Origin of the sequence: Burkholderia alba, assembly GCF_034721475.1 — a bacterium.
GTDB lineage: Bacteria > Pseudomonadota > Gammaproteobacteria > Burkholderiales > Burkholderiaceae > Burkholderia > Burkholderia alba.
This window is the reverse complement of record NZ_JAWJWL010000041.1, coordinates 1-11,501: the sequence shown is the minus strand read 5'-3', so window position 1 is coordinate 11,501 and position 11,501 is coordinate 1. Positions and strand designations below refer to the sequence as shown.

Sequence of the window (11,501 nt, the reverse complement as noted above, 5' to 3'; positions counted from 1 at the left end):
GATGAGCACGCCCGCCTACCAGGAAATCAAGGACTTCATCCTCGAACGCATTCATGCCGGCACATGGGCGGAAGGCGATCAGGTGCCGTCCGAGAACGAGCTGGCGCGCGAATTCAAGGTGGCCCGCATGACCGTCAATCGCGCGCTGCGCGAGTTGACGGCCGAGCAGGTGCTCACGCGCATCCAGGGCGCCGGCACCTTCGTCGCCCGTCCGAAGTACGAGTCCACCCTGGTGGCGATCCGCAGCATCTCGGACGAAATCGCCGCGCGCGGCCATCGCCATCATGCGCGCGTGCTCGATCTCGTCACGATGAAGGCGGACGACGCGTTGGCCGACGAGATGCAGGTGCCGCTCCATGCACGGATCTTCCGTTCGATGATGCTGCACTACGAGAACGACGAGCCCGTGCAGCTCGAGGAGCGTTGGGTGAACCCCGCCGTCGCGGCCGATTACGCGGACCAGGATTTCACGCACGTGACGCCGAACCAGTACCTGATGCGGGTCGCGCCGCTGCAGCGCGTCGAATACCGGATCGAGGCGGCCGCGCCGGGCAAGGCGATGCGCGAGCAGCTCGAAATGGACGACGTCGAGCCGTGCCTCGTGCTGCACCGGCGGACCTGGTCGCAGGGCGTCGTCGCGTCGCTCGTGAACCTCTGGCATCCCGGTAGCCGTTACCGCTTCACCGGACATTTCTGAATACCTACTGCTTTTCCTTATCCCTCGGGAGCAAGCCGACATGAATCATCCGAAACACATCGATCCGCGTCTCGATCCGACCCGCGTGATCCGCGCGCCGCGCGGCAATGTCAAAACCTGCAAGAGCTGGCTCGCCGAGGCGGCGTACCGGATGATCCAGAACAACCTCGATCCCGAGGTGGCCGAGCACCCGCACGCGCTCGTCGTCTACGGCGGCATCGGCCGCGCGGCGCGCAACTGGGACTGCTTCGATCAGATCCTTGCGTCGCTGAAGGATCTGAACGACGACGAAACGCTGCTGGTGCAGTCGGGCAAGCCCGTCGGCGTATTCCGCACCCATGCGGACGCGCCGCGCGTGCTGATCGCGAATTCGAACCTGGTGCCGCACTGGGCGAACTGGGATCACTTCAACGAGCTCGACCGCAAGGGCCTGATGATGTACGGCCAGATGACGGCCGGCAGCTGGATCTACATCGGCAGCCAGGGCATCGTGCAGGGCACCTATGAAACCTTCTTCTCGGTCGCGAACCAGCACTTCAACGGCGATCCGTCGGGCCGCTGGATCCTGACAGGCGGCCTGGGCGGGATGGGCGGCGCGCAGCCGCTCGCGGCGACGATGGCGGGCTTCTCGATGATCGCGGTCGAGTGCGACGCGTCGCGCATCGATTTCCGCCTGAAGACGCGCTACGTCGACAAGAAGGCGAAGACGCTGGACGAAGCGCTCGCGATGCTCGAAGACGCGAAGCGGGCGGGCAAGCCGGTGTCGATCGGCCTGCTCGGCAATGCGGCCGACGTGTTCGCCGAGTGCGTCGCGCGCGGCATCACGCCCGATTGCGTGACCGACCAGACGAGCGCGCACGATCCGATCAACGGCTATTTGCCGAAGGGCTGGACCGTCGAGCAATGGCGCGAGGCGCAGAAGGTCGATCCGCAGAGCATCGTGACGCCGGCCAAGCAGTCGATGGCCGACCAGGTGCGCGCGATGCTGGCTCTGCAGCAGCGCGGCGCGGCCACGCTCGACTACGGCAACAACATCCGCCAGATGGCGCTCGACATGGGCGTGGCGAACGCCTTCGATTTTCCGGGCTTCGTGCCGGCGTACATCCGGCCGCTGTTCTGCGAAGGCAAAGGGCCGTTCCGCTGGGTCGCGCTGTCGGGCGATCCGGAGGATATCTACAAGACGGATGCGAAGGTCAAGGAACTGATCCCGGACGATCCGCACCTGCACAACTGGCTCGACATGGCGCGCGAACGCATCGCGTTCCAGGGGCTGCCCGCACGGATCTGCTGGGTCGGTGTGAAGGATCGCTATCGCCTCGGCCTCGCGTTCAACGAAATGGTGAAGTCGGGCGAACTGAAGGCGCCGGTCGTGATCGGCCGCGATCACCTCGACACGGGGTCGGTCGCGAGCCCGAACCGCGAGACCGAATCGATGAAGGACGGCTCGGACGCGGTCAGCGACTGGCCGCTGCTGAACGCGCTGCTGAACACGGCGGGCGGTGCGACCTGGGTGTCGCTGCACCACGGCGGCGGTGTCGGGATGGGTTTCTCGCAGCACTCGGGTGTCGTGATCGTCTGCGACGGCACCGACGCCGCCGCGCGCCGCGTCGAACGCGTGCTGTTCAACGATCCGGCGACCGGCGTGATGCGTCACGCGGATGCCGGCTACGAACTCGCGCAGCAGACGGCGCGGGAAGCCGGCCTCAAGCTGCCGATGCTCGGGCGTTGAGCGGATGGCCGCTGCGATTGCGCCGCGCGCGACGCTGATTCGCGCGGACCAGCTCGTCGCGTCTCCGTGGAAGAACGGCGGCGGCGTGACGCGCGAGATCGCCGCGGGGGCGCCGCGAGCGCGCGCCCCGGAAGGGGACGCGACGACGGCAGGCGCGGCGTACGACGGCTTCGCGTGGCGCGTCAGCGTCGCGGAGGTCGCGCAGCCCGGCCCGTTCTCGCGGTTCGACGGCATCGACCGCACGCTGGTGTTGCTGTCGGGCGCGGGCATGACGCTCGTCGAGGACGGCGGCGCGCGCCACGTGCTCGACAGGCCGCTCGATCGGCTCGAGTTCGCCGGCGAAACGCCGTTGCGCGCGGAACTGCACGACGGTCCGACGCGCGACTTCAACCTGATGGTCCGGCGCGGTGCGGCGCAGGGCAGCGTCGCCGCGTGGCGGGCCGGCGCGCGCTACGAACTGTCCGCCGATACCGCGCTGCTGTTCTGCGTGACGGGTGCGCTGACGGTCGCGACGAGCGACGGCGCCGCGCATGCGCTGGCGGCGTTCGATACGCTGCGCCTCGACGGCATCGCGCCCGGCCTGCATTGCATCGTGAGCGGCGAGGGGACGCTGCTCGCGGTCTGCCTGAGTTCCCCGCATCGAACCGCTACCACGTGAGCGCATGAAACCGATTCTCTGGCATCACTTGAAGCTGTGCCCGCACGGCGATCCGAACGACACGATCGACGACGCGGCGCTCGCGGTCCACGGCGACGGCACGATCGCCTGGTACGGCGCGATGAGCGCGCTGCCCGCAGGGTACGCGCATTGGCAGCGCGAGGATCTGCACGGCGCCTGGGTGACGCCGGGCCTGGTCGACTGCCATACGCATCTCGTCTACGGCGGCCAGCGCGCCGACGAATTCGCGCTGCGGCTCGCCGGCGCGAGCTACGAGGAAATCGCGCAGCGCGGCGGCGGCATCGTGTCGACCGTGCGCGCGACGCGCGACGCCGACGAGGCGCTGCTGTTCGTGCAGGCGGCCGCCCGGCTGCAGCCGTTGCTGTCCGAAGGCGTGACGGCGATCGAGATCAAATCCGGTTACGGGCTCGACCTCGCGAGCGAGCGCAAGATGCTGCGCGTCGCACGGCAGCTGGGCGAGCGCTTTCCGGTGAGCGTGTACACGACCTTCCTCGGCGCGCATGCGCTCCCGCCCGAATACGCGGGCCGCGCCGATGCGTACATCGACGAAGTCTGCAACCGGATGCTGCCCGCGCTGGCCGACGAAGGACTGATCGACGCGGTCGACGTGTTCTGCGAGCGGATCGGCTTTTCGCTCGCGCAGAGCGAGCGCGTGTTCGACGCCGCGGCGCGCCGCGGCCTGCCGGTCAAGATGCACGCCGAACAGCTGTCGAACAGCGGCGGCACGGCGCTGGCCGCGCGCCATCGCGCGCTGTCGGCCGATCACCTCGAATTTCTCGACGAAGCCGGTATCGAGGCGATGAAGGCGTCCTGCACCGTCGCGGTGTTGTTGCCCGGCGCCTACTACTTCATCCGCGAGACGCAACTGCCGCCGATCGGCCTGCTGCGCAAGCATCAGGTGCCGATCGCGCTCGCGACCGATCACAACCCCGGCACCTCGCCGCTGACGTCGCTGCTGCTGACCATGAACATGGCGTGCACGCTGTTCCGGATGACGGTGCCGGAGGTGCTGCTTGGCGTGACGCGCCACGCGGCCGCGGCGCTGGGCGGGAGCGGCCGGCACGGCTCGCTGGCGCCGGGCCGCCAGGCGGATTTCGCGGTGTGGCCGGTAGCGACGCTCGCCGAGCTGGCGTACTGGTTCGGGCGGCCGCTGTGCGAGCGCGTCGTGAAGGGCGGCACCACGGTATATCGGCGCAACGCCGCCTGACAGGAATGACCATGACCGATTCGATGCTGTTCGCCGCCGACGCCTGCCTGCCGGAAGGCTGGCGGCGCAACGTGCTGTTGCGCTGGGACGCGGCGGGCACGCTGCTCGACGTGAGCGCCGACGCGACCGCGCCCGCCGGGGTGGCGCGCGCGGCCGGCCCGCTGCTGCCCGGTATGCCGAACCTGCATTCGCACGCGTTCCAGCGCGCGATGGCCGGACTGACCGAGTACCGCGCGAACCCTTCCGATACGTTCTGGAGCTGGCGCGACCTGATGTACCGCTTCGCGCTGAAGATCACGCCGGATGCGCTCGCGGCCGTCGCGCGCTGGCTCTACGTCGAGATGCTGAAAAGCGGCTATACGTCGGTCTGCGAGTTTCATTACGTGCATCACGCGCCCGACGGCGCGCGCTATCCGCGGCCGGCCGAAATGGCCGCGCGGGTCGTGGACGCCGCGCGCGCGGCGGGAATCGGCATCACGATGCTGCCCGTCGCCTATCAGTACAGCGGCTTCGGCGAGCGTGCGCCTCGCGACGATCAGCGCCGCTTCATCAATACGCCCGATGCGCTGCTTGCACTGCTCGACGATCTGCGCCGCACGGCGCCCGAGCAGGGCGACCTGCGCTACGGGATCGCGCCGCATTCGCTGCGCGCGGTATCCGAAAGCGGGCTGCGCGCGCTGCTCGACGGCCTGCCCGCCGACGCGCCGGTGCATATCCATATCGCGGAGCAGACGGCGGAAGTCGACGATTGCGTGCGGACCTACGGTGCGCGCCCGGTTCAGTGGCTGCTGGATCGCTTCGAGGTGGGCGGCCGCTGGTGCCTCGTGCATGCGACCCATCTCGATGCGGCGGAAACCGCCGCGCTCGCGAGATCCGGCGCGGTTGCCGGACTGTGTCCGACAACCGAGGCCAATCTCGGCGACGGCCTGTTCCCGGCCGTCGACTACCTGACGCAGCGCGGCGTGATCGGCATCGGCTCGGATAGCCATGCGGCAGTGGACTGGCGCTCGGAATTGCGCCTGTTCGAATACGGCCAGCGGCTCGTGCGCCGCGAACGCAACGTGCTGGCCGATTCGGCGCATACTCATGTCGCCGACCGACTGTATGCTGCGGCGCTGCATGGCGGCGCGCTCGCGAGCGGCCGGGAGGTCGGCGCGTTGCGAGCCGGTGCCCGCGCGGACTGGATCGTGCTCGATCCCGCGCATCCCGCCATCGCCGAACACGGCAGCGATACCTGGCTGTCGGGCGCGGTGTTCGCCGAGCAGGGCGAGACGCCGGTGTTCGACGTCTATACGGGCGGCGCGAAGGTCGTGAGCGCCCGCCGCCATCGCGACGAGGACGCGGCCTACGCAGGCTATCGCGCCGCGCTCGCCCAGTTGCTGCGTTGACGCCGCCGCATGCGACGCCCATCGGGCGGTCGCGTGCGCGGCGCGCGCCGCTTTACCCACGAGGTTGATCGATCATGAGTTCCGCATCCCACCCGCCGGTCCTGACGCTGCATCGCGGTAGCCTGCCGCTGCTGATCTCGATCCCGCACGCCGGCACGTATCTCCCCGACGAAATCGCCGCGACGATGACGCCCGTTGCACGCCACGTCGACGATTGCGACTGGCACCTCGAACGCCTGTACGGCTTCGCGCGAGCACTCGGCGCGTCGGTGCTGGTGCCGTCGCACGCCCGCTATGTGGTCGACCTGAATCGCCCGCCCGACGACGCGAATCTCTACCCGGGGCAGGACACGACGGGCCTGGTGCCGGTCGACACGTTCGACAAGGAGCCGTTGTATCGCGACGGCCACGCGCCGACCGTGACGGAGATCGCGCGGCGCCGCGAGCGCTATTGGCAGCCGTATCACGAAGCGCTGGTTGCCGAACTGCGGCGGTTGAAGGCCGAACACGGTCGCGCGCTGTTGTGGGAAGCCCATTCGATCCGCTCGCACGTGCCGCGCTTCTTCGATGGACGGCTGCCGGACTTCAACTTCGGTACGTCGAACGGCGCGAGCGCCGCGCCGGGGCTCGCCGAAACACTGGTCGACACAGTGCGCGCGCACGGCGGCGACTATACGTCGATCGCGAACGGGCGCTTCAAGGGCGGTTACATCACGCGCCGGTACGGCGTGCCGGCGGAGGGCGTGCAGGCAGTTCAGCTCGAACTCGTGCAGGCCACCTACATGGACGAGTCGCGGCCCTACGCGTATGACGAGGCGAAGGCCGAGCGCATCGCGCCGCTGCTCGACGCCCTGCTGAAAGCCGCGCTCGCGCACGGCTGACCGGGGCGGTCGGCCGCGCGCGGCGCGGTTTGCGCGCGGTTCAGCGCAGCCGCACAAGCGTCGATTTCAGCTCGGTGTATTTCTCGAGCGCATGCAGCGACTTGTCGCGGCCGTTGCCCGACTGCTTGAAGCCGCCGAACGGGAAATTCATGTCGCCGCCCTCGTCGTAGCAGTTGACCCACACCGTGCCGGCGCGCAGGCGCCGCGAGACCTCGTGCGCGGTCGTCAGGTTGCCGGTCCAGACCGCGGCCGCGAGGCCGTAGTCGCTATCGTTCGCGATGCGGATCGCCTCGTCGACGGAATCGAACACGATCACCGACAGCACCGGCCCGAAAATCTCCTCGCGGGCGATCTTCGCGTCGGAGCCCTTGATCTGGAACACGGTCGGCTCGACATAGAAGCCGCCGCTGTCCTGCCTGACCCGCGAGCCGCCCGTGAGCAATTCCGCTTCCGCCCGGCCCGCTTCGATGTAGCCGAGCACGCGCTCGAGCTGGACCTGATCGACGATCGCGCCCATCGACGTGGCCGGATCGAGCGGATTGCCCGGCGCGTATGCGCGCGCGGCGTCGAGCAGCTTGGCGATGAACGCGTCGCGAATGTCGCGATGCACGAGCAGGCGCGAACCCGCGGTACACATCTCGCCCATGTTGTAGAAGATCGCGCCCGCCGCCGCCTGTGCCGCGCGGTCGAGATCCGGGCAATCCGGCAGCACGATGTTCGGCGATTTACCGCCGAGTTCCAGCCAGACGCGCTTCAGGTTCGATTGGCCCGCGTACTGCATGATCAGCTTGCCGACGGCCGTCGAACCGGTGAACGCGAGGCAGTCGACGTCGTGATGCAGCGCGAGCAGCTTGCCCGGTTCGCCGCCGCCGGGTACGACGTTGAACACGCCGGGCGGAATGCCGGCGTCGTGCGCGAGCTGCGCGATGCGGATCGCGGTCAGCGGCGACTTCTCCGACGGCTTCAGCACCACGCTGTTGCCTGCCGCGAGCGCGGGGCCGAACTTCCAGGCGGCCATCAGGATCGGGAAGTTCCACGGCACGACGGCCGCCACCACGCCGACCGGCTCGCGCGTGACGAGCCCGACCAGATGATGGTCGGCGGGGGCGACCTCGCCGCCGATCTTGTCGATCGCCTCGGCATACCATTCGACGCAGTACGCGGCGCCCGGCACGTCGACCGATGTCGTGTCGGCGATCGGCTTGCCGGCGTCTAGCGTCTCGAGCAGCGCAAGCTCGTCCTGGTGCGCGCGGATCGACGCGGCCCAGCGCAGGAGCACCGCCTTGCGCTGGCGCGGATTCAGGCCTGCCCAGACGCCGCTGTCGAACGCGCGGCGCGCGGCCGCGACGGCCGCGTCGACGTCGTCGGCGCCGCTGTCGGCGATTTTCGCGAGCACGCGCGCGTCGATCGGGCTCACACAGTCGAACGTGCGGCCCGACGCGGCATCGCGATACGCGCCATCGATGAACGCCCGGCCTTCGATCGAAAGCGATGCGGCCAGGTCTTGCCAGTATGCGAGAGTCTTACTCATCGGAATGCCTCTTGGTTGAGGCGCGCGGCGCTTGGCGCCCGCGTGCCGTGATGCCCGAGCGCGTCGATCAGAACGTCGGCGGCGAATTGGCCGACACGATTTCGCAGTGGAGTTCCGCGCTCGGATTGCGGAAACGGTGGGGGAGACGGCTTTCGAAGTAGTAGCTGTCCCCGGGGTCGAGCAGCCAGGTGGTGCCGGAGACCGTCAGCTCGATGCGGCCGCTCACGACGATGCCGCCTTCGTGGCCGTCGTGCTGCAGCATGTCGGGGCCTGTGTCGGCGAGCGGTTCGTAGACTTCGCGCATGATGCCGATCGTACGGGTGCGGTTCGCCGCGCCGGCCAGATAGAGCTGGATCGTATCGTTGCCGAGATTCGGCATTTCGTCGCGGCGCGACACCACGGCGCCGCTGTCTTCGATCTCGAACGTGAAAAATTCGGCGAGACTCATCGGGATGCACTCGAGCAGCTTCTTCAGCGAGCCGACCGACGGGCTCACGCGATTCTGTTCGATCAGCGAGATGGTGCCGTTCGTGACGCCGGCGCGTTTCGCCAGCTCGCGCTGCGACAGCCCATGCTTCTTGCGGATGTATTGCAAACGCGTGGCGACTTCGACGGACATCGTGCAATCCCGGCGCAAAAATGAGTGAAAGGACCATGCTTCGGACCCCGCATGGTGCGTTGAAGCTGCGTTGCAGCATGACATCGGGCACCTTGCGTTGTCGAATATTTTAAGCGGTCATATGGCGATGCCTTTAGGGGAAAACACCAAGCAAGTATTTTTGAAACGGAATTGACGGCGTTTGTGAATGCTATAAGCTGAATGTCAGCAAGTCGTCATGTCGACAACGGTGGCCGCCAAAATGCCATCCGGCCCGGAAACGGCGCCGTGTTGTTCGACGCAGGCGGCACGCCGACGGGCCGGTGATCGGTGCCAGATTGTTCGCACTACCCACCGGGACGTTCAATACTTTAAACAGTCAGTCGAGTGTGATCGTGAGAGTCCAAGGCCCCCTGGTCAGATGGGATCGAAGTCGGCAGGCGAGTCTTCCGCCTGCCGCCGAGTCCATCGACGACGGCAGCTGCGGCAAGCATCTCGCTAGCCCAGGTCTGTCTATCTTCGCCATCCTTTCCCGCCGTTGCGTGCGCCGCTACAACGCCGTGGCCGCCCGCGCCTTCATTGCCGTGCACTGCGACGACGTCGCGTCGCTGCTGCCCTAGCGCCTCTCCCGCGTCACCCACCGCTGCACCGTTCTCGCGATCGCCACGGGCGAACGCGCGGGAGCCGATCGTTCGCATGGCGCCGTGCGCGCCGTCGCGGCCAACCGCCAGCGCCAGCGCGGCGTGTTTTCCCCGATCTCGAACCGCGCGCCTGTCCGGCGGGCTTGCGCTTGCGCGGCGCGTCGTTCCCGTTGCCGCAACGGCGGGTCTGTGCCCGGCGCGAAAGCGCGCGTCCGTTGCATCCGTCGAACTGGAGGAAGCGTCATGAACCATCAAGCCGGCCTGCCGGTGGTCGGAATCTGCGCGGACCGCACGATCGTCGGCCCGCACCCCGTCCACACGGCAGGTGAGAAGTACATCAATGCGATCGTCGACGGCGCTGGCGCGCTGGCGGTCGTGCTGCCCGCGCTCGGCACGCGGCAACCGGCCGACGCCGTTTTCGCGGCGGTCCACGGGTTGCTGTTTACCGGCAGCTACTCGAACGTCGAGCCCGATCGCTACGGCGGGCCCGCGAGCGCGCCCGGCACGCTGCACGACGCCGCGCGCGACGCCACGACGTTGCCGCTGATACGCGCGGCGATCGAGGTGGGCGTGCCGGTGCTCGCGATCTGTCGCGGCCTGCAGGAGCTGAACGTCGCCTATGGCGGCACGCTGCATCAGCAGGTGCATGCGGTCTGCGGTTTCGCGGATCACCGGGAGGACAAGGGCGATCCGCTCGATATCCAGTACGGCCCCGCGCACGCGGTGCGCCTGGCGCCCGGCGGCGTGCTGCAGCGGCTGGCGGGCGGCGCGGTCGACGCGGAAGTCAATTCGCTGCACGGCCAGGGCATCGATCAGCTCGGTTACGGGCTCGCGATGGAAGCGCAGGCGTCCGACGGCCTGATCGAGGCGGTGGGCATGCCCGGCGCGCCGGCGTTCGTGCTCGGCGTGCAATGGCATCCGGAGTGGCAGTTCGCGAGCAATCCGCTGTCACGGGAAATTTTTGCGGCGTTCGGGGCGGCGTGCCGCGCCCGAATGCGTACGACGGCCGGGCAGGCCGTGTGCAACACGGCTCGCGCGTAGGCCGTCGACGCTAATCAAGAGAGGCTGACTATGCAAGACATCGACGAATTTCTGAAGCAGCACCGCATCACCGAAGTGGAAGCGATCATTCCCGACATGGCGGGCGTTGCGCGCGGCAAGATCATTCCGCGCAACAAGTTCGAGACGGGCGAATCGATGCGGCTGCCGCAGGCCGTGATGGTGNCGACGAATTTCTGAAGCAGCACCGCATCACCGAAGTGGAAGCGATCATTCCCGACATGGCGGGCGTTGCGCGCGGCAAGATCATTCCGCGCAACAAGTTCGAGACGGGCGAATCGATGCGGCTGCCGCAGGCCGTGATGGTGCAGACCGTCACCGGCGAGTATCCGGAAGACGGCTCGCTGACGGGCGTGACCGACCCCGACATGGTGTGCGTGCCCGACCCGTCGACGATCTGCCTGATCCCGTGGGCCGTCGATCCCACCGCGCAGGTGATCCACGATTGCGTGCATTTCGACGGCACGCCGGTCGAGATCTCGCCGCGCTTCGTGCTGCGCCGCGTGCTCGACCTCTACAAGGCGAAGGGCTGGAAGCCCGTGGTCGCGCCGGAGCTGGAGTTCTACCTCGTCGACATGAACAAGGATCCCGATCTGCCGCTGCGGCCGCCGGTCGGCCGCACCGGGCGCGCGTAAACCGGCCGCCAGTCGTATTCGATCGAGGCGGTGAACGAATTCGATCCGCTGTTCGAGGACATCTACGAGTACTGCGAAATGCAGGGCCTCGACATCGACACGCTGATCCACGAAGTGGGCGCCGCGCAGATGGAGATCAACTTCCAGCACGGCGACGCGCTGAGCCTGGCCGACCAGGTGTTCCTCTTCAAGCGCACGGTGCGCGAGGCGGCGCTGCGGCACAACATGTACGCGACCTTCATGGCGAAGCCGATGGAGAACGAACCGGGTTCGGCGATGCACATCCACCAGAGCATCGTCGACGTCGAGTCGGGCCGCAACCTGTTCATCGACGACCGCGGCGAATCCACCGCGATGTTCCGCGGCTTCCTCGCGGGGCTGCAGAAGTACACGCCGGCGCTGATGCCGATCTTCGCGCCGTACATCAATTCGTATCGCCGGCTGTCGCGCTTCATG

At 67.9% G+C, this 11,501-nt stretch carries 9 protein-coding genes and 2 pseudogenes; 9 read left to right on the top strand and 2 right to left on the bottom strand.

What is annotated here, in order from left to right; translation table 11 throughout:
* The first annotated feature begins 1 nt into the window (after nt 1).
* The 6 genes from hutC (at nt 2) to hutG (ending at nt 6,581) form a co-directional block, all read left to right on the top strand.
* A complete protein-coding gene (hutC, locus tag RZR99_RS29365) occupies nt 2-697 on the top strand; it encodes a histidine utilization repressor (protein WP_323123281.1) in 696 nt (231 codons plus the stop codon).
* 40 nt (nt 698-737) lie between these two features.
* On the top strand, nt 738-2,426 hold the full coding sequence (hutU, locus tag RZR99_RS29360) for a urocanate hydratase (protein ID WP_323123280.1): 1,689 nt from the start codon (nt 738-740) through the stop codon (nt 2,424-2,426).
* A 4-nt stretch (nt 2,427-2,430) separates the two neighbouring features.
* Nucleotides 2,431-3,084 (top strand): HutD/Ves family protein, encoded by a 654-nt coding sequence (locus RZR99_RS29355; protein ID WP_323123279.1) that lies wholly within the window; start codon nt 2,431-2,433, stop codon nt 3,082-3,084.
* Nucleotides 3,085-3,088: 4 nt separating this feature from the next.
* A complete protein-coding gene (hutI, locus tag RZR99_RS29350; protein ID WP_323123278.1) occupies nt 3,089-4,312 on the top strand; it encodes an imidazolonepropionase in 1,224 nt (407 codons plus the stop codon).
* Nucleotides 4,313-4,317: 5 nt separating this feature from the next.
* A complete protein-coding gene (locus tag RZR99_RS29345; protein WP_323123277.1) occupies nt 4,318-5,700 on the top strand; it encodes a formimidoylglutamate deiminase in 1,383 nt (460 codons plus the stop codon).
* Between the two features lie 74 nt (nt 5,701-5,774).
* Nucleotides 5,775-6,581 (top strand): N-formylglutamate deformylase, encoded by an 807-nt coding sequence (hutG, locus tag RZR99_RS29340; protein WP_323123276.1) that lies wholly within the window; start codon nt 5,775-5,777, stop codon nt 6,579-6,581.
* Between the two features lie 40 nt (nt 6,582-6,621).
* Here hutG and RZR99_RS29335 read toward each other — a convergent pair whose 3' ends face one another.
* Both RZR99_RS29335 and RZR99_RS29330 read right to left on the bottom strand, forming a co-directional pair.
* On the bottom strand, nt 6,622-8,112 hold the full coding sequence (locus RZR99_RS29335; protein WP_323123275.1) for an aldehyde dehydrogenase: 1,491 nt from the start codon (nt 8,110-8,112) through the stop codon (nt 6,622-6,624).
* A 67-nt stretch (nt 8,113-8,179) separates the two neighbouring features.
* Nucleotides 8,180-8,731, bottom strand: a complete 552-nt coding sequence (locus tag RZR99_RS29330; RefSeq protein WP_323123274.1) for a cupin domain-containing protein — start codon at nt 8,729-8,731, stop codon at nt 8,180-8,182.
* An 863-nt stretch (nt 8,732-9,594) separates the two neighbouring features.
* Here RZR99_RS29330 and RZR99_RS29320 point away from each other — a divergent pair.
* From RZR99_RS29320 to RZR99_RS29315, 3 genes and pseudogenes are all read left to right on the top strand, one after another.
* Nucleotides 9,595-10,392, top strand: coding sequence for a gamma-glutamyl-gamma-aminobutyrate hydrolase family protein (locus RZR99_RS29320; protein ID WP_323123273.1), 798 nt, complete (start codon nt 9,595-9,597; stop codon nt 10,390-10,392).
* Between the two features lie 36 nt (nt 10,393-10,428).
* Nucleotides 10,429-10,581, top strand: a pseudogene (locus RZR99_RS33435) (glutamine synthetase); the annotation flags it as partial.
* Nucleotides 10,545-11,501: pseudogene (locus tag RZR99_RS29315) on the top strand (glutamine synthetase family protein); the annotation flags it as partial. The pseudogenes RZR99_RS33435 and RZR99_RS29315, both read left to right, overlap by 37 nt.

Excerpts from the sequence above, each read along its gene's own strand:
- hutC (WP_323123281.1), top strand. The coding sequence starts at position 2 with ATGAGCACGCCCGCCTACCAGGAAATCAAGGACTTCATCCTCGAACGC.
- hutU (WP_323123280.1), top strand. The coding sequence starts at position 738 with ATGAATCATCCGAAACACATCGATCCGCGTCTCGATCCGACCCGCGTG.
- RZR99_RS29355 (WP_323123279.1), top strand. The coding sequence starts at position 2,431 with ATGGCCGCTGCGATTGCGCCGCGCGCGACGCTGATTCGCGCGGACCAG.
- hutI (WP_323123278.1), top strand. The coding sequence starts at position 3,089 with ATGAAACCGATTCTCTGGCATCACTTGAAGCTGTGCCCGCACGGCGAT.
- RZR99_RS29345 (WP_323123277.1), top strand. The coding sequence starts at position 4,318 with ATGACCATGACCGATTCGATGCTGTTCGCCGCCGACGCCTGCCTGCCG.
- hutG (WP_323123276.1), top strand. The coding sequence starts at position 5,775 with ATGAGTTCCGCATCCCACCCGCCGGTCCTGACGCTGCATCGCGGTAGC.
- RZR99_RS29335 (WP_323123275.1), bottom strand. The coding sequence starts at position 8,112 with ATGAGTAAGACTCTCGCATACTGGCAAGACCTGGCCGCATCGCTTTCG.
- RZR99_RS29330 (WP_323123274.1), bottom strand. The coding sequence starts at position 8,731 with ATGTCCGTCGAAGTCGCCACGCGTTTGCAATACATCCGCAAGAAGCAT.
- RZR99_RS29320 (WP_323123273.1), top strand. The coding sequence starts at position 9,595 with ATGAACCATCAAGCCGGCCTGCCGGTGGTCGGAATCTGCGCGGACCGC.